Annotated in this window: 16 protein-coding genes and 2 pseudogenes; 10 read left to right on the forward strand and 8 right to left on the reverse strand. The window is 71.9% G+C overall.

Annotated features, from left to right (window positions below):
* Positions 1-83: 83 nt before the first annotated feature.
* The 3 genes and pseudogenes from QQM67_RS06915 to QQM67_RS06925 form a co-directional block, all read left to right on the forward strand.
* Positions 84-605: pseudogene (locus tag QQM67_RS06915) on the forward strand (DUF5304 domain-containing protein); the annotation flags it as partial.
* A gap of 241 nt (positions 606-846) precedes the next feature.
* Entirely contained in the window at positions 847-1,788 is a 942-nt protein-coding gene (locus QQM67_RS06920) for an ROK family glucokinase (RefSeq protein ID WP_314172711.1), read from the forward strand.
* 82 nt (positions 1,789-1,870) lie between these two features.
* Positions 1,871-2,635 carry an endonuclease/exonuclease/phosphatase family protein gene (locus QQM67_RS06925; RefSeq protein WP_314172712.1) on the forward strand — a complete coding sequence of 255 codons (765 nt, stop codon included), beginning with the start codon at positions 1,871-1,873 and terminating at the stop codon, positions 2,633-2,635.
* Between the two features lie 154 nt (positions 2,636-2,789).
* Here QQM67_RS06925 and QQM67_RS06930 read toward each other — a convergent pair whose 3' ends face one another.
* Complete coding sequence (locus QQM67_RS06930; RefSeq protein ID WP_314172713.1) at positions 2,790-3,461, reverse strand: hypothetical protein; 672 nt, start codon at positions 3,459-3,461, stop codon at positions 2,790-2,792.
* Entirely contained in the window at positions 3,451-4,227 is a 777-nt protein-coding gene (locus tag QQM67_RS06935; protein WP_314172714.1) for an alpha/beta hydrolase, read from the reverse strand. Before QQM67_RS06935 ends, QQM67_RS06930 begins: the two co-directional genes overlap by 11 nt.
* 199 nt (positions 4,228-4,426) lie before the next feature.
* On the opposite strand from QQM67_RS06935, the gene QQM67_RS06940 reads away from it, so the two are divergent.
* The 4 genes from QQM67_RS06940 to QQM67_RS06955 all read left to right on the forward strand — a co-directional run bounded on the left by QQM67_RS06940 (position 4,427) and on the right by QQM67_RS06955 (position 8,810).
* On the forward strand, positions 4,427-5,308 hold the full coding sequence (locus tag QQM67_RS06940) for a 1-acyl-sn-glycerol-3-phosphate acyltransferase (RefSeq protein ID WP_399065576.1): 882 nt from the start codon (positions 4,427-4,429) through the stop codon (positions 5,306-5,308).
* 122 nt (positions 5,309-5,430) lie between these two features.
* A complete protein-coding gene (gene macS, locus QQM67_RS06945; RefSeq protein WP_314172715.1) occupies positions 5,431-6,708 on the forward strand; it encodes a MacS family sensor histidine kinase in 1,278 nt (425 codons plus the stop codon).
* 266 nt (positions 6,709-6,974) lie between these two features.
* On the forward strand, positions 6,975-7,622 hold the full coding sequence (locus QQM67_RS06950) for a response regulator transcription factor (RefSeq protein WP_314173008.1): 648 nt from the start codon (positions 6,975-6,977) through the stop codon (positions 7,620-7,622).
* 159 nt (positions 7,623-7,781) lie between these two features.
* Positions 7,782-8,810: a 6-phosphofructokinase gene (locus QQM67_RS06955; RefSeq protein ID WP_314172716.1), complete on the forward strand. Its 1,029-nt coding sequence runs from the start codon at positions 7,782-7,784 to the stop codon at positions 8,808-8,810.
* 96 nt (positions 8,811-8,906) lie between these two features.
* Here QQM67_RS06955 and QQM67_RS06960 read toward each other — a convergent pair whose 3' ends face one another.
* Positions 8,907-10,877 carry an anthranilate synthase family protein gene (locus QQM67_RS06960; RefSeq protein ID WP_314172717.1) on the reverse strand — a complete coding sequence of 657 codons (1,971 nt, stop codon included), beginning with the start codon at positions 10,875-10,877 and terminating at the stop codon, positions 8,907-8,909.
* Positions 10,878-10,992: 115 nt separating this feature from the next.
* Entirely contained in the window at positions 10,993-11,049 is a 57-nt protein-coding gene (locus QQM67_RS30600) for a trp operon leader peptide (RefSeq protein WP_399065806.1), read from the reverse strand.
* 98 nt (positions 11,050-11,147) lie between these two features.
* Here QQM67_RS30600 and QQM67_RS06965 point away from each other — a divergent pair, with 98 nt between their 5' ends.
* Positions 11,148-12,497 carry a class II 3-deoxy-7-phosphoheptulonate synthase gene (locus tag QQM67_RS06965; RefSeq protein WP_314172718.1) on the forward strand — a complete coding sequence of 450 codons (1,350 nt, stop codon included), beginning with the start codon at positions 11,148-11,150 and terminating at the stop codon, positions 12,495-12,497.
* Positions 12,498-12,737: 240 nt separating this feature from the next.
* Positions 12,738-13,004 (forward strand): (2Fe-2S)-binding protein, encoded by a 267-nt coding sequence (locus QQM67_RS06970; RefSeq protein WP_314173009.1) that lies wholly within the window; start codon positions 12,738-12,740, stop codon positions 13,002-13,004.
* Positions 13,005-13,021: 17 nt separating this feature from the next.
* On the opposite strand, the gene bfr is transcribed toward QQM67_RS06970, so the two are convergent.
* Complete coding sequence (gene bfr, locus QQM67_RS06975; RefSeq protein WP_314172719.1) at positions 13,022-13,510, reverse strand: bacterioferritin; 489 nt, start codon at positions 13,508-13,510, stop codon at positions 13,022-13,024.
* A 198-nt stretch (positions 13,511-13,708) separates the two neighbouring features.
* Between bfr and QQM67_RS06980 the strand changes: the two genes are divergently transcribed.
* Entirely contained in the window at positions 13,709-14,332 is a 624-nt protein-coding gene (locus tag QQM67_RS06980; protein ID WP_314172720.1) for a sulfite oxidase-like oxidoreductase, read from the forward strand.
* Positions 14,333-14,377: 45 nt separating this feature from the next.
* Here the strand turns inward: QQM67_RS06980 and QQM67_RS06985 are convergent.
* The 3 genes and pseudogenes from QQM67_RS06985 to QQM67_RS06995 all read right to left on the reverse strand — a co-directional run.
* Positions 14,378-14,522: pseudogene (locus QQM67_RS06985) on the reverse strand (DUF4396 domain-containing protein); the annotation flags it as partial.
* A 44-nt stretch (positions 14,523-14,566) separates the two neighbouring features.
* Positions 14,567-15,442, reverse strand: a complete 876-nt coding sequence (locus QQM67_RS06990) for a deoxyribonuclease IV (RefSeq protein ID WP_314172721.1) — start codon at positions 15,440-15,442, stop codon at positions 14,567-14,569.
* Between the two features lie 4 nt (positions 15,443-15,446).
* A complete protein-coding gene (locus QQM67_RS06995) occupies positions 15,447-16,211 on the reverse strand; it encodes a transglycosylase SLT domain-containing protein (protein WP_314172722.1) in 765 nt (254 codons plus the stop codon).
* Between the last annotated feature and the right edge of the window lie 42 nt (positions 16,212-16,253).

Below are 16,253 nucleotides of genomic sequence, written 5' to 3' on the forward strand. Positions count from 1 at the left end.
CCGCGGCCTCTCGGTGCCCCGGCCGTTCCGGTAACGTCGGTCGGGAGTCGACAGCCCTCCCTTTCCGCCGTAGGAGCGCCGCCATGAGCGATGCCGCCGAAGCCGAGCCCGACGCGCAGGACGCGCAGGACGTGCCGGACGCCGACGCCTGGGCCACCGCCTGCGAGGAGGACCTCGCCGCCGAGAAGGCCCGCCGTCGCGCCGAGTACGGACCGCAGTACGGCAGCGCCGCCGAGGAGCTGAGGCGTCTCGCGGACGCCGTCTCCGAGAAGGTGTCCGAGCTGGGCAAGCCCCTCGGCGTGACGATGGCGTCCGTCGCCGCCCAGGGCGTCGCACAGCAGCTGATCGCGCAGGCGAAGGCCGCCATCGAGCCGGTCGTCGAGCGGAACCCGCAGTTCTTCGACCACCTCGCCGCCGCCGGCGGCGAACTGCTCGCCGCCTACCGCGCGGCCGTGACGGAGGCGGAAGGGCGCTGGACGTCCGGGTCCGCCGGTGGCTCCGGCGCGGGCGGACCCGCCGAGAGCAGCGGGAGCGTCACACCCGGCCCGTTCCGTCCGTCCGGCACATCGGGCGCGTCCGCGAGCATCGAGCGGATCGACCTCGACAAGGAGCCGGGGGAGAACCCGGGGGAGAGCCCAGGGGAGAGCAAGGCCCCGGGGGAGATCGGCGAGGCCGGCCGGGACTCCGGCCCGGCGGAGGCCGACGAGCCGGACGCGCCCGGCGCTGGGAGCGACGGCCAGAACCCGTCCTGACCGCCAAGCCCCGTGTCACCGCGAGCGATCGGGCGGCACGGCCCCTCCGGTACGGTGTTGCGCAGCGGGGTAGGACCGGAAAACCGAGGGACACATGGGACTCACTATCGGCGTCGACATCGGCGGCACGAAGATCGCGGCCGGCGTGGTCGATGAGCACGGCGACATCCTGGAGACCAGCACCGTGCCCACCCCGCCCACAGCGGACGGCGTGATCGACGCCATCGCCGACGCGGTACGGGACGCCAGCCGCGAGCACGAGGTGGACGCCGTCGGCATCGGTGCGCCCGGCTACGTCGACGACAAGCGGGCGACCGTACTCTTCACTCCCAATCTGACCTGGCGGCACGAGGCGCTGAAGGACAAGGTCGAGCAGCGCATCGATCTTCCGGTCGTGATCGAGAACGACGCCAACGCCGCCGCGTGGGGCGAGTACAAGTTCGGCGTCGGGACCGGCCACGAGGACGTCGTCTGCATCACCATCGGCACGGGCCTCGGCGGCGGCGTGATCATCGGCGGCAGGCTGCACCGCGGACGCTTCGGCGTCGCGGCCGAGTTCGGCCACATCCGGATGGTGCCGGACGGCCTCCTCTGCGGCTGCGGCAACCAGGGCTGCTGGGAGCAGTACGCCTCGGGCAGCGCGCTCGTGCGGTACGCACAGCAGCGCGCCACGGCCACGCCCGAGAACGCCACGATCCTGCTCGGTCTCGGCGACGGCACCCCGGAGGGCGTCGAGGGTAAGCACATCAGCGAGGCGGCCCGGCGCGGCTGTCCCGTCGCCGTGGACTCCTTCCGCGAGCTGGCGCGCTGGGCGGGCGCCGGGCTCGCCGACCTCGCCTCGCTCTTCGACCCGGGGGCCTTCATCGTGGGCGGCGGCGTCTCGGACGAGGGCGACCTCGTGCTCGACCCGATCCGCAAGTCCTACCGGCGCTGGCTCGTCGGCAGCCGCTGGCGTCCGCACGCCGAGGTGCTCGCGGCCCAACTGGGCGGCAAGGCGGGCATGGTGGGTGTCGCCGACCTCGCCCGGCAGGGCTGAGCGCGGGCCGCGAAGGCGCCGACGGCGCGCCCGTCCGGCGGGCGCGGTGGACCGACGAGGAATGTGAGTGTGAGCCGCGCCGATGACGCTCGCGGATCTGCCCGCAGGACGTACGGAGCCGGACGGTTCTGCCGTCGTCCGTCTGCTCAGCTACAACATCCGCTCCATGCGGGACGATCGGAGAGCGCTCGCCCGGGTCGTCCGGGCGTGCGCCCCCGATGTGGTGTGCGTGCAGGAGGCCCCGCGCTTCTTCCGCTGGCGTAAGCACGCCGCGTGGCTCGCGCGCGAGTGCGGGCTGGTGTACGTGACGGGCGGCGCGCCCGCGACGGGGCCCATGATCCTCGCGACGCTGCGGGCCACCGTCGTACGCACCGAGGACGTGCTGCTCCCGCACACCCCCGGCCTGCACCGGCGGGGGTTCGCCACGGCGGTACTGGGCTTCGGCCCGGCGGCGCGGCTCGGCGTGCTCAGCTGCCATCTGAGCCTCCAGACCGACGAGCGGCAGGCCCAGGGCCGCATGCTCCTGGAGCGTCTGGCGGCCCTGGGCACGCGGCACACGGTGGCGGCGGGAGACCTCAACGAGCGTCCCGGGGGCCGTACGTTCCGCAGGCTCGCCGCCGCGCTCCAGGACGGGTGGGCCGTCGCGCCGTGGGGCGGTGAGCACACGTCCACGGCGAGGAGCCCGCACCAGCGCATCGACGCGGTGCTGGCCTCCGAGGGCGTGGAGGTGCTCGGCTGCGGCGTACCGGACGGGCTGGAGGGCGTCTCACCGGAGGATCTGCGCGCGGCGACGGACCATCTGCCCGTACTGGCGGTGCTGCGGGTGCCGCCGGACCGGCCGGACTGATCTGCCCAACCGGCCTTCGCTGAAGCGGCAGTTGACACGACCGGACGGCCGGGTCAGGCGGGCGGGACGGCGGGACCGGCCGGGACCGGCGGGACCGGCCGGAAGTGGAGCGGAGCCCGCCCGGGCTCAGCCCGCGGCCCTCACGCCGCGGCCCTCACACCACCGCGCCGCGCCCCGGATCGTCCCAGTCGTCCTCGTCGCGACCGTCGCGCATCCGCGCGACCAGAGTGGCGAAGCCGCCCAGGAAGCCGCCGACGCCCAGCGTCGCGATCCACCACGTCAGTTCCTGCTGGAAGAGCACGCAGAAGATCAGCAGCAGCGGCCCGCCCAGGACCGCGAGCCACGCGAACTTCGAGGTCGTGTCGGACTGCGGCAGCGGCGGCGGCTCGGGAGGCACGAAGTGGCCCTCGTCCTCCTCGCCCGTGCTGCCGGGCTCGTCGTCGGCCGGGGACGGCAGGCTCCAGTCGCGCGGACCCGAACCGGCCGAGTAGACCGTGAAGCTGCGCACCGACGTGCCGCCTTCGTCGCCCTCACCGTCGCCGTCCGGCCGCGGGCCGGGAGCGGGCCGCGCCGCGGTGCCGGTACGTGCGTCGCCGCCCGGCTCCGCCGCCGTCTCCATCTCCTCGGCCTTCGGGTGGTCCCCGTACGCGGCGACGATCTGCTCCCAGGCGGCGTTCTCGTCGAGGGGCAGCGGCGGGACACCGTCGTCCGCGGCCTCGTCCTCGCGGCCCGGTCCGCCGGAAGCGCGCTCCTCGCCGCCGTGTTCCGGGTGTGCCGGGTCGTCCTCTCCGTGGCCGTGATCCTCCGCGCCGGAATTACGCTCCATCGCCTGCCGTCTCCGTCTTCCTCGCTGCGAGCCGGGTGATGAATCCGTACGAGTCCGCGAAGATGCGCTCCGCGTCGTGGTCCAGCGTGGCCACGTGGTAGCTGTCCTCGAGGACCGTCTCCGTGACGTCGGTGGAGGAGACCGTGCTGAGCACGATCGCCGAGTCGGCCGGCGGCACCACGTGGTCGACCCGGCTGTGCATGACCAGCAGCGGCTGTGTCACCTGCGGCAGTTCGCCGCGCACACGGCGGAAGAAGTCGCGGGCCGAGTAGGCGGCCTGGGTCGGCACCCGCTCGTAACCCACCTCCGCGGAGCCGGGTTTGGCGATGTCGCTCGCGATGCCCTTCGCGGACCGGACGAGGAAGCGGCCCAGCGGCAGCGCGTACCCCTGCCACCGCGGGAACGTCACAGCGGGGTTGACCACGGAGATGCCGCTCACCGCGTCACCGTGCCGTGCCGCCAGCCGCAGCGCGAGCGCGCCGCCCATCGACAGGCCGCACACGAAGACCTGCTCGCAGCGGGCGGTGAGGGCACGCAGCTCACGGTCCACCGTCGCGTACCAGTCCTGCCATCCGGTCACGGCCAGGTCCTCCCAGCGGGTGCCGTGCCCCGGCAGCAGCGGGAGGGAGACCGTCAGCCCCTTCGACGCGAGATGGTCCGCCCATGGACGTACGGACTGGGGGGAGCCGGTGAATCCGTGGCACACGAGGACGCCCGTCTCCGATCCGTCGTGGTGCATGGGCTCGGCCCCGGGAAGGATGGACACGTCGGCCTCCAGCCGGTCGTCTCGAGTCGGTCGGCGTCGTGAAGGTGGTGCTGGCTTCCGCGGCGCCCGCTCACGGGCGGGCGAGTGCCAGCCTACGCGTGGGGGCTGGACGCCGGGTAGTTCAGCACTGCCCGACGCACGAGCGCTGCTTCCGTGATGGCGAGATAGGGTCGCCATGTCGGAATCAGGAGGTCCTCGGTTGTTCTACGGAGCGATGAAGCTGTCGGTCGGCAACGGGCTCAAGCTTGCCTTCCGGCCCTGGGTCGAGGGTCTTGAGCATGTGCCCGATGAGGGTCCGGCGATTCTCGCCAGCAACCATCTGTCCTTCTCGGACTCCTTCTTCCTTCCCGCGGTGCTCGACCGCAAGGTCACATTCATCGCCAAGGCCGAGTACTTCACGTCGCCCGGCGTGAAGGGGAAACTCACGGCCGCCTTCTTCAAGGGGGTCGGGCAGCTGCCGGTGGACCGCTCGGGCGCGCGCGGCGCGGGCGAGGCGGCGATCCGCAGCGGCCTCGAAGTGCTCGCCCGTGGCGAGCTGTTCGGCATCTACCCGGAGGGCACCCGTTCGCCCGACGGCCGTCTCTACCGCGGCAAGCCGGGCGGTCTCGCGCGGGTCGCGCTCCGCTCCGGTGCGCCGGTCCTGCCCGTCGCGATGGTCGACACCGAAAAGATCCAGCCACCCGGTCAGGTCGTGCCGAAGCTGATGCGTCCGGGCATCCGGATCGGCAAGCCCATGGACTTCAGCCGCTATCAGGGCATGGAGAACGACCGCTTCATCCAACGGGCCCTCACGGACGAGGTCATGTACGAGATCCTGAGGCTCTCCGGCCAGGAGTACGTCGACATGTACGCCACCGCGGCCAAGCGCCGGATCGCCGAGGAGGCCAAGCGCAAGGCCGAGGCGGAGAAGGCCGCCAAGGAGGCCGAGCGGGAGGCGGAGAAGGAAGCCGCGAGGAAGGCGGGGGAGAATCCGGGAGGCGACGCCGGGCGCGCGCACTCCTCCGGGCCGAGGCCGCACGGGCCGGCCGCGAGGCTCGCGGCGGCGCGGCGCAGGCGGCAGGAGCGCGACCGGGCGGCGTAGGGCGCCGGCCGTAGCCGGGCGGGCGGCGCGGACGCAGACGCCGCGCACCCGGCAGACAGACACGACAACAGCAGCAGAGTCAGCACAGCCAGGGGGGCGGGCCGGCGCAGATGGTCCTGAGAATGTCCGTGGAACGTCCGCTGTGGCGGGCACTGACCGGCTACCGCCTGCTGGCGCTCGGCTACGCGCTCGCGGTCTTCGTGTGGGCGTACGGGCGCCTCGCCCATCCGCTGCCCGGCGCCGTGTATCTCGGTCTGCTGACGGTCTGGACGCTGGCGACCATCCCGAGGGTCCTCTCCGCGCGGCGCTGCACGAACGCCTTCCTCGCCGCCGACATCACCATCGCCGTCGCCGGCATCCTCGGCTCGGTGTACGTGGACGCGCACGGCCGCATCGGCCCCACCCTCCCGTCCATCTGGGTCGCGGGACCCGTGCTGGCCTTCGCGATCAAGGGCGGCTGGCGCTGGGGCGCCGTGGCCGCGGCGGTGGTCGGGGCCGCCAACATCCTCGAACAGGGCGCGGTCAGCCGGCCCACGCTGCACAACGTGCTGCTGGTGTGCGTGGCGAGCATCGGCATCGGCTACGTCATCGAGGTGGCGAGGGCCAGCGAGCGGACCCTTGAGCACGCCCTTCAGATCGAGGCGGCGACGCGTGAACGGGAGCGCCTGGCCCGCGACATGCACGACAGCGTGCTCCAGGTCCTGGCCATGGTGCAGCGCCGGGGAACCGCGATCGGCGGCGAGGCGGCCGAGCTCGGCAGGATGGCGGGAGAGCAGGAGGTGGCGCTGCGCAGCCTCGTATCGCGCGAGACCGCCCCGGCGCAGAGCGCTCCGGCTCCATCAGGGAGCGGAAGGGGCGGCGGAACGGGCGGGGGGAAGAGCGCGGCGGACCGCCGGGGCCGGCGCACGAGCGCGAACGCGGGTGCGGCGGCTGCGGGTGGGGGTGCGTCCACGGCGTCCGGCGAAGGAACCGCCGCCGCTTCCGAGTGCGATCTGCGCGCGCTGCTCTCGCCGTACGCGGGTGCGCGCGTGACGTTCGTCGAGCCGGGCGCGCCCGTCCCGCTGTCGCCTGCGGCCGCCCGGGAGGTGGCCTCGGCTGTCAGTGCCGCCCTGGACAATGTGCGGCAGCACGCACGCGGAGAGGACGGCGAACCGGCCCACGCGTGGATCCTGTTGGAGGAAGAGCCGGACGCCGTGCTCGTCACCGTGCGGGACGACGGCCCGGGGCTGGAGGAGGGCCGCCTCGCCGACGCGGAGGCCGAGGGCAGGATGGGAGTCGCGCTCTCGATACGGGGGCGGCTTCGCGACCTGGGCGGCGACGCCGAACTGGTCTCGGTTCCCGGCCAGGGCACGGAGGTGGAGCTGCGGGTGCCGAAGCAGAGAGGGACTCGCGGGAAGTGACGGACGCGCGGGAAGTGACGGAGAAGACGGCGGGGGCGATGAGGGACACGGCGGACGGCGCGCAGCGCGGCGCTGCGGACAGCGGCGGCCACGACGACGCCGCGGACGAGGCGACGGACGGGACGACGGACGGCACGGCGCACGACGCGACGGACAGCGGCGCGGACAACGCCGCGGACAAAGAATCAGACGCGGCGCCGCACGACGCGCCGCACACGGCCGGGAGCACGGGCGGCGCGGAGGGCCCCGGATCCCCGGTGAAGGTCATGGTCGTCGACGATCACCCGATGTGGCGGGACGCGGTCGCCCGCGACCTGGGCGAGGCCGGGTTCGACGTGGTGGCCACGGCGGGCGACGGCCCGCAGGCCGTGCGCCGTGCCCGTGCCGCTGCGCCCGACGTGCTCGTCCTCGATCTGAACCTGCCCGGCATGCCCGGCGTGGAGGTGTGCCGGCAGCTGGTCGGCGCCGGCTCCGGGCTGCGCGTGCTGGTGCTCTCCGCGAGCGGCGAGCACGCCGACGTGCTGGAGGCGGTGAAGTCCGGGGCGACGGGCTATCTCGTGAAGTCGGCGAGCATGGAGGAGTTGCAGGACGCCGTGCGGCGTACGGCGCTGGGCGACCCGGTCTTCACCCCGGGCCTGGCGGGTCTCGTACTGGGCGAGTACCGCAGGCTCGCCGCCGATCCCGAGCCCGCGGCAGGTTCCGGGGAGCCCGCGGCGCCGCAGCTCACCGAGCGCGAGACCGAGGTGCTCCGGCTCGTCGCGAAGGGGCTCAGCTACCGTCAGATCGCCGAACGCCTGGTGATCTCGCACCGTACTGTGCAGAACCACGTGCAGAACACGCTGGGCAAACTCCAGCTCCACAACCGTGTGGAGCTGGTGCGGTACGCGATCCGGCGCGGCCTCGACGAGGAGTGACCGGCGGCGGCTCGACGTCCGGGGCCGCCCCGTGCCGTAACTGATCGGAAAACGTATCCGTGCCCTGTCCCTCGTGATGTGGATCACCGCTAGCGTGGCGGCAGTTGCGAAAGGCCGCGCAGTGCACAGCGCGCGCGGCGATGTGAGAAGGGAGATCCCATGCGGGTCGGAGTGCTGACCGGTGGCGGCGACTGCCCCGGACTCAACGCGGTGATGCGGGCCGTCGTGCGGAAGGGCGTCCAGCGGTACGACTACGACTTCGTCGGGTTCCGGGACGGCTGGCGGGGGCCGCTCGAGGGCTCCACGACTCAGCTCGACATCCCCGCCGTGCGCGGCACGCTGCCTCGCGGCGGCACGATTCTCGGCTCGTCGCGCACGAACCCCTTCAAGGAGGAGAACGGCGTACAGCGCATTAAGGACAACCTTGTCAAGCTCGACGTCGACGCCCTGATCGCGATCGGCGGCGAGGACACCCTCGGCGTCGCCGCCCGGCTCACCGACGAGTTCGGCGTGAAGTGCGTCGGGGTGCCCAAGACGATCGACAACGATCTGTCCGCCACCGATTACACCTTCGGCTTCGACACGGCCGTCAACGTCGCCACCGACGCCATCGACCGGCTCCACACGACGGCCGAGTCCCACATGCGCGTCCTCGTCGTGGAGGTGATGGGACGGCACGCGGGCTGGATCGCCCTGCACTCCGGTCTGGCCGGCGGCGCCAACTGCATCCTCATCCCGGAGCGGCGCTTCGACGTCGACGAGGTGTGCGGCTACGTCGAGTCCCGCTTCAAGGCGAGCTACGCGCCGATCGTCGTCGTCGCCGAGGGCGCCATGCCCAAGGACGGCGAGATGGTGCTCAAGGACGACTCGCACGACTCCTTCGGGCATGTGCGGCTCTCCGGCGTCGGCGAGTGGCTGTCGAAGGAGATCGAGAGGCGCACCGGCAAGGAGGCCCGCACGACGGTGCTCGGGCACATCCAGCGCGGCGGCACCCCCACGCCCTTCGACCGCTGGCTGGCCACCCGCTTCGGGCTGCACGCGATCGACGCCGTACGGGACCAGGACTGGGGGAAGATGGTCGCGCTCCAGGGCACGAAGATCATCCGGGTGCCCATCTCGGAGGCCACCTCCACGCTGAAGACGGTCGATCCGGAGATGTACGAGGAGGCGGAGGTCTTCTTCGGCTGAGCACCGCCGCCGTCCCCGGCCCGCCGCCCCGCGGCGGACCCGGAGGGCGGCAGGTGCGTGGGCCCGGACCCGGCGGGGTCCGGGCCCACGCGTGCGTCAGCTCGACGTGCCGGCGGCGGCCGCTACCGTCGCCAGCAACTCCCCGACGATCTCAGGGCCGTTCAGGGTCAGCACCGACTCCGGGTGGAACTGCACGCTCGCGAACGTCGCGCCGCGCAGCGCGTGCACCTCACCGGTCCCGGCGTCCCGGCTGACCTCGATGCGGTACGGCGCCGGCGCCCGGTCCCACTCGTGCGCCCGGTCCGGGCCGCAGCGCACCGCGTAGGAGTTGTAGAAGCCGACGGTCTCCGTACGCCCGAAGACCGGAACGTCCTCCTGCGCGCCCTGGTACGGCCGTGCCTTCCGCACGATCTCCAACCCCAGCTCCGCGGCGAGCAGTTCGTGCCCCAGGCAGACCCCGAGCAGCCCGTGCCGGTGCTCGCGCAGCAGGCGGCCGGCCAGCCCGCGGAGCAGGCGGATCTTGGGATCGGCTCCGTCGCGCGGATCTCCGGGGCCGGGCCCCAGCACGACCGGGCCCTCGTGCGCGATCGCCGCCTCCGGCAGGCCCGGCTCGTCGAAGCGCCGCACGTCCACCTCGGCGCCCGTGGCACGCAGCAGATACGCGAGCATCGAGGTGAAGGTGTCCTCGCCGTCCACCACCAGAATCCGCCCGTGCCCCGCGGCCGGCGCGGGCCGCTCACCGCCGGTCCGCATCCGCAGCCAGAACGGCGCCAGGCCGGCCCGCCGGTCGGAGAGCGCCGCGCGTACCCGGCGGTCGTCCGCCAGCCGTGGCCCCTGCCCGGTGTGCTCGCGGCCTACGGGCGCCTCGCGCACGCCCAGCGCCGTCAGCACGCCCGCCGCCTTCGCGTGCGTCTCGCCTACCTCGTCCGCGGGCCGCGAGGCCCTCACCAGCGTGGCGCCGACCCCGACGCGGAGGCGTCCGCTCGCCGCGTCCACGTCCGCGGTCCTGATGAGGATCGGCGAGTCGAGGGTCTGGGCGCCTCCGGCGTCGCGGCCGATCAGCGCGAGCGCGCCCGCGTAGTAGCCGCGTCCGCCGTGCTCGTGGCGCTCGATGACGCGGCAGGCGTTCTCGACGGGCGAGCCGGTGACCGTCGCGGCGAACATCGTCTCCCGCAGCACCTCCCGGACGTCGAGTGTGCTCCGCCCGCGCAGCTCGTACTCGGTGTGCGCGAGATGCGCCATCTCCTTGAGCCGTGGCCCGATCACTACGCCGCCCATGTCGCCGACGGTGCACATCATCTTCAGCTCTTCGTCGACGACCATCGACAGCTCCTCGCTCTCCTTGCGGTCGGCGAGGAAGTCCAGCAGCCCCTCGGCGGAGGGCCCGCCGGGCGGATAGCGGTACGTGCCGCTGATGGGGTTCATCACGACCGTTCCGCCCGACATCCGCACATGCACCTCGGGGCTGGCCCCGGCCAGGACCCGCTCGCAGGTGTGCACGACGAAGGTCCAGTACGCGCCCCGCTCCCCGTGCAGCAGCCTCCGGAACAGGGCGAGGGCGTCGGCGCGGCCGAACCCCGGGATGCGGCCCTCGAAGGTGCGCCGCACCACGAAGTTGGCGCCCTCGCCGTTCCCGATCTCGTCCTCGACGACGCGGCGCACGGTCCCTGCGTACTCCTCGTCGGAGACGTCGAAAGCGCCGTCCTCGACCCGGACGCGGTGCGCGGGCAGCTGCTCGGCGACGTCCTCCAGCGGCAGCTCGTACACCTCGCGCGGCACGAGGACGGCCAGCGGCGTGCCGTCGTCTCGCACGCCGAAGCCCCGTTCCCGGATCTGCCGGAACGGTACGAGCGCGAGGGCGCCGTGCTCGCCGTCCGGGATGTCCGCGAGGCGGGCGGCCTCGTGCACCGGCCCGATCAGGACCTCGACGGTGTCGTGCGGGCGCCCGGGCGCTCGTCGGCGCAGCAGCGCGAAGGGCGGTGCGTCGTCGCGCAGCAGCCTCCGTACGAGCGCCGGGACGGAGAGCCCGGAGGGCCGGGATCGGTGCTGGTGCTGTTCCTGGTGCATCGGCGGTCCTTCCGTGGAATGCGCTGGTCACGCGAGGAGGGAACGGCCGTGCACACGCCGAAGGCCGCCCCTCGGGCGGCCTTCGCGTCTGTCGCTGTCTGTGGTGCGCGCGCAGTCAGTGGGCCGCCGGGTGAGCGGTCCACCACCAGTTGCCGGTGCGCTGCGCGAACATGGCGGGAGCCTACCCCAGCGGTGGGCGCGCGGGTGGTTTCCGTCTCAGCACCCGGGCACGGCGAAGGACGGCGGGCGCGACCCCGTAACCTGGGGCGCGTGAGTGTGAACGCCAACCCCGACGCCGGTGCCCGCACCTGGCGAGACCTGCCCGCGGCGCAGCAGCCCGACTGGCCGGACAAGGAGGCTCTGCGCGAGGCCGTCGCCGAGCTGGAGTCCTATCCGCCCCTCGTCTTCGCCGGCGAGTGCGACCAGCTGCGTGCCCGGCTGGGCGCCGTCGCGCGGGGCCAGGCGTTCCTGCTCCAGGGCGGAGACTGCGCGGAGGCGTTCGACCAGGTCAGCGCCGAACACATCCGGAACAAGCTCAAGACGCTGCTTCAGATGGGCGCCGTGCTGACGTACGCCGGGTCCGTGCCGGTCGTCAAGGTCGGCCGGATCGCCGGCCAGTACAGCAAGCCGCGCTCCAAGCCGACCGAGACCAGGGACGGTGTGACTCTCCCGTCGTACCGCGGCGACTCGGTCAACGGCTTCGAGTTCACGGAGGCCGCCCGCACGCCCGACCCGGAGCGGCTGAAGCGGATGTACCAGGCGTCCGCGTCGACGCTGAACCTGGTCCGCGCGTTCACCACCGGCGGCTACGCCGATCTGCGCCAGGTGCACGCCTGGAACCAGGACTTCGTGAAGCGCTCGCCCTCCGGGCAGCGTTACGAGGCGCTGGCGCGCGAGATCGACCAGGCGCTGAAGTTCATGCACGCGTGCGGCACGGACCCGGAAGAGCTCAAGACCGTCGAGTTCTTCTCCTCGCACGAAGCGCTCCTGCTGGACTACGAGTCGGCGATGACCCGTACGGACTCGCGCAGCGGCAAGCTGTACGACGTCTCCGGGCACATGGTCTGGATCGGCGAGCGCACCCGCCAACTGGACGGCGCCCACATCGAGTTCGCCTCGCAGGTGCGCAACCCGATCGGCGTGAAGCTGGGCCCGTCCACGACGCCCGAAGAGGCCCTGACGCTGATCGACAGGCTCGACCCCGACAGGGAGCCGGGCCGGCTCACCTTCATCACTCGCATGGGAGCGGGCACCGTACGGGACCGGCTGCCCACGCTGGTGGAGAAGGTCAGCGCCTCGGGCGCCCAGGTGGTGTGGGTCTGCGACCCGATGCACGGCAACACCTTCGAGGCCGCGAGCGGTCACAAGACCAGGCGGTTCGACGACGTACTGGACGAGGTCAAGGGCTTCTTCGAGGTGCACAAGGGCGCGGGCACGCACCCCGGCGGCATCCACGTCGAGCTGACCGGGGACGACGTCACCGAGTGCGTCGGCGGCGGCGACGAGATCTTCGTCGGCGACCTGCACCAGCGCTACGAGACGGCGTGCGACCCGCGCCTCAACCGCAGCCAGTCGCTCGATCTGGCCTTCCTGGTCGCGGAGATGTACCGCGACCAGTGAGCCGCCGGCTCAACCCCCAAGGCCCGCGGGCCTGATGGGGCGCGAACGGAAATGGGGCCCGCATCACAGCGATGCGGGCCCCATCTCTCTGTTGTGGACGCCGGGCGCCGGGTAAGGTTAGCTTTACCAAGGTTAGGTTAACCTCATCAGTGCCGAGCGCTGAGCGTTGCGTTGCCGAGACCGCCGCCCGGTGAACGAGACCCGGTGCACGAGCCGACGAGCCCCGCCAAGGAGGACCGCGTGTACATCTGCTCCTGCTTCGGCATCACGGACCGGCAAGTCCGCGAGCACCAAGAGGCCGGGGCCTGTACGCCGCGCCAGATCGCCTCGGTCAGCAAGGCCGGGACGGACTGCGGCTCGTGCGTGCGCCGAATCCAGGGGATCCTCGGGCGCGGGGCGTGCCCGAAGCGTCAGGTCGAGACCGCCGTCGAGGAGCCCGCACAGACTCCCGCGTCCGCGCCCGTCCAGGCACCCGCGCCCGTCCCGTCGGTCGCCGAAGCCGCCTGAGACCCGGCCGTCCGGGGTCAGTTGTCCGAGGGGGCTTCCTGTTCCACGAGCTGCGCGATGTAGAGCGGCTCGCCCAGCTTCTCGACCAGGTCCAGCTGCGTGTCCAGGTAGTCGATGTGGTGTTCCTCGTCGGCCAGGATGTCCTCGAAGATGTTCGCCGAGGTGATGTCGCCCTTGGCGCGCATGACCTCCACTCCGCGCCGAAGCCGGTCGATCGCCTCCACCTCGATCTGCCGGTCCGCCCTGAACATCTCGGTCAGCGTCTGGCCGACGTTGACGTGGAAGAGGCGCTGGTAGTTGGGGAGGCCTTCGAGAAACAGAATCCGGTCGGTGAGCCGTTCGGCGTGACGCATCTCGTCGAAGGACTCCGCCCGTGTGTAGCGGGCGAGCTTCGGCCAGCCGAAGTGCTCCTGCATTTTGGCGTGCAGGAAGTACTGGTTGATGGCGGTGAGCTCGGCCGTCAGCTGCTCGTTGAGGAATTCGATGACCTCGGGATCGCCCTGCATGGCTGCGGGCTCCTTCCAGGAAAGGAAAAGTGCCAGGTGCGTGCGCGCGACGCCCGCGCATCTTCGCACCGTGTCGGCACCCGGTCCAGTAAGCGAAGGCTTACCGAAATCGCCCGAATTGGCGAGCGGAAAGCCCCCGAACTCCCCGTGCACGGGGTGCCGGTAAGCGGCATCAGGGGGGTCTGTCACCATGGAGAGATGGGTCAGCCGCAGAGTCCTGAGGGGGAGCAGCAACCGCTTCCGCCAGGGCAACGGCTCCAGCGCGGCTGGCCGGTCACGCATTACGGGCCGGTGCCGAAGTTCAAGCCCGAACGTTGGGATTTCCGGGTCTTCGGGGCGACCGCGGACGGGGAGAAGCACTCGTGGAACCACGAGGAGTTCACGGCGCTGCCCTATGAGACCGTCGTCGGCGATCTTCACTGCGTCACCAAGTTCAGCATGCTGGGCGCCGAATGGGGAGGTGTCCTCGCCCGTACGGTGCTTCGCCTGGCCCCTCCCGCCGACGACGTCACGCACGTCATGGTCTGGGCCGAGTACGGATTCAGCTCCAACCTGCGGCTGCCGGATTTCGCCGCCGAGACCACCCTCTTCGCCACCCATCGCGCGGGCGAACTGCTCACCGCCGAACACGGTTTCCCGCTGCGGCTGGTGGTGCCGCAGCTGTACGCGTGGAAGGGCCCGAAGTGGGTGCGCGGCGTCGAGTACATGACGACGGACCGCCGCGGCTTCTGGGAGGAGCGCGGCTACCACAACGTCGGCGACCCGTGGAAGGAACAGCGCTACTCGTACCAGGAGGAGCCCGGCGAGGGGCCGGAGCTGTAGCCGCCGGACCGCCGACGGCGGATGGCGACAGGTGGTACGTGACGGTCAGTGGCAGGCGTGGAGCACCGCGTGGCCCCCGCCCCGGCCGATCATCCACCGGTTCACGGGAGTCGTGACGACGAAGGCGACGGCGAAACGCCAAGGCCAGAGAGACCCAGAGCAGCAGGTCCGCCAGTTGTGCGTCGAGGGCCGGCCAGGGTGCCGGACCGTGCTGCCCGTGCTCCTCCTGCGTGCTCAGCCCGCGCCTTCCCTCAGTGCCTTCAGCCGTGCCACGTCCGCCGCGTGGCCTTCCTTGCGGCCTGGGGTCTCGATCACGAGCGGCACGCCCTCGGTCGCCGGGTGCGTCATCAGTTCGGCGAACGGGCCGGGCCCGATGTGGCCGGAGCCGATGTTGGCATGGCGGTCCTTGTGGGCGCCGACGACATCCTTGGAGTCGTTGGCGTGGATGAGCCTGAGCCGTCCGGGACCGGTCACCGACTCCAGCTCGTCCAGCGTCCGCTTGACCCCTCCCGGGGCCGCGAGATCGTGCCCGGCGGCGAAGACGTGACAGGTGTCGAGGCAGACGCCGAGCCTGGGGTGCCGGCCGAGGATCTCGAAGTACGCCGCGAGGTCCTCCACGCGCGAGCAGAGCGAGTATCCCTGCCCGGCGGTGGGCTCCAGCAGCAGCCACGGATCGTCGTCGTGAGTGAGTTCGTCCAGCAGGGGCCGCAGCAGCGACCCCACCTGGGCCAGGGCGGTCGCGCTGTCGCGGCCGCCGGTCGCCGAACCCGTGTGGACGACGACGCCGGACGCACCGATCTCGCGACCTCTGCGGAGCGAATGGCGCAGCGAGGAAACGGAGTTGGCGGCGGTGGCCTCGGTGTGGGAGCCGAAATTGATGAGATAGGGGGCGTGTACGAATGCGGGGAGTTCACGCTCCCTGCACGCCGTACGGAATTCCTCGTCCTGTTGCGGGGAACCGGAACTCGTCGCCCAGCCGCGGGGATTGGCGACGAAGACCTGAACGGCCTCGGCGCCGATGTCTTCGGCGTAGGAAATGCCAGTGGCGGCCAGCCCCCCTGCTACGGGGACGTGGCCGCCAATGGCGTTGCGCTCTCGCTTGGTCGTCACACCATCAGTATGCCGAGTTGACGTTGTCCATCGAACCGTACTTGTCCGCCGCGTAGTTGCAGGCGGCCACGATGTTGGCGACCGGGTCCGTGATCTTGTGGGGCGTGCCCTTGACGTGGTACGCGTCGAAGGTCGGCTGGATGGTCTGGAGCAGGCCCTTGGACGGGGTGCCCTTCTGGGCGTTGATGTCCCAGTTGTTCACGGCGTTCGGGTTGCCGCCGGACTCGCGGATGATGTTCCGCTTGATGCCGTCGTACGAGCCGGGGATGTTGTGCTTCGCCATGACGTCGCGGGCCTCGCGGATCCAGCCGTCGAGGTTGTCGGGGTAGGTCTTGGCAGCGGGGCGCTCGGCGGCGCGGGACGCCTTGGCGGCGGCCTCGGCCTTGCGCTCCTGGGCGGCCTTCTTCGCGGCCTGGGCCTTGGCGGCCTTCGCCTTGACGGCCGCTGCGCGCTCGGCGGCGACGGCCTTCTGCTTGGCGACCGCCTCCTTCTGGGCGGCGACGGCGTCGTTCGCGCGCTGGACGTCGGAGTCCAGGGTGCCCTGCTTGGCGCCGAGGAGCTCGACCTTGGGGGAGCCGGAGCTCTTCGTACTCTCGGCGGCCGCCGTCGAGGCGCTGACCTTCTTGGCGCTGGACTGGCTCTGGTCGCCTGCGTCGGCGGTGCCGGGGAGAACCGTCAGTGCGATCGCTGCCGCACCGGCGGCCGATATGCCTGCGGCGGAGATACGCGCGAACTTGGGGTTGCGGACGTAGCCGGGAATCCTGGGCATTTGAGCGAACCTTTCAACATTGCTTGCGTCGCAGAGGCCGGA

This window comes from Streptomyces winkii (genome assembly GCF_032248595.1).
Classification (GTDB): Bacteria; Actinomycetota; Actinomycetes; order Streptomycetales; family Streptomycetaceae; genus Streptomyces; species Streptomyces winkii.

Bases quoted from the DNA above. Each gene is read 5' to 3' on its own strand.
- QQM67_RS06920 (WP_314172711.1), top strand. From the start codon at position 847: ATGGGACTCACTATCGGCGTCGACATCGGCGGCACGAAGATCGCGGCC.
- QQM67_RS06925 (WP_314172712.1), top strand. From the start codon at position 1,871: ATGACGCTCGCGGATCTGCCCGCAGGACGTACGGAGCCGGACGGTTCT.
- QQM67_RS06930 (WP_314172713.1), bottom strand. From the start codon at position 3,461: ATGGAGCGTAATTCCGGCGCGGAGGATCACGGCCACGGAGAGGACGAC.
- macS (WP_314172715.1), top strand. From the start codon at position 5,431: ATGTCCGTGGAACGTCCGCTGTGGCGGGCACTGACCGGCTACCGCCTG.
- QQM67_RS06950 (WP_314173008.1), top strand. From the start codon at position 6,975: ATGGTCGTCGACGATCACCCGATGTGGCGGGACGCGGTCGCCCGCGAC.
- QQM67_RS06955 (WP_314172716.1), top strand. From the start codon at position 7,782: ATGCGGGTCGGAGTGCTGACCGGTGGCGGCGACTGCCCCGGACTCAAC.
- QQM67_RS06960 (WP_314172717.1), bottom strand. From the start codon at position 10,877: ATGCACCAGGAACAGCACCAGCACCGATCCCGGCCCTCCGGGCTCTCC.
- bfr (WP_314172719.1), bottom strand. From the start codon at position 13,510: ATGCAGGGCGATCCCGAGGTCATCGAATTCCTCAACGAGCAGCTGACG.
- QQM67_RS06980 (WP_314172720.1), top strand. From the start codon at position 13,709: ATGGGTCAGCCGCAGAGTCCTGAGGGGGAGCAGCAACCGCTTCCGCCA.
- QQM67_RS06995 (WP_314172722.1), bottom strand. From the start codon at position 16,211: ATGCCCAGGATTCCCGGCTACGTCCGCAACCCCAAGTTCGCGCGTATC.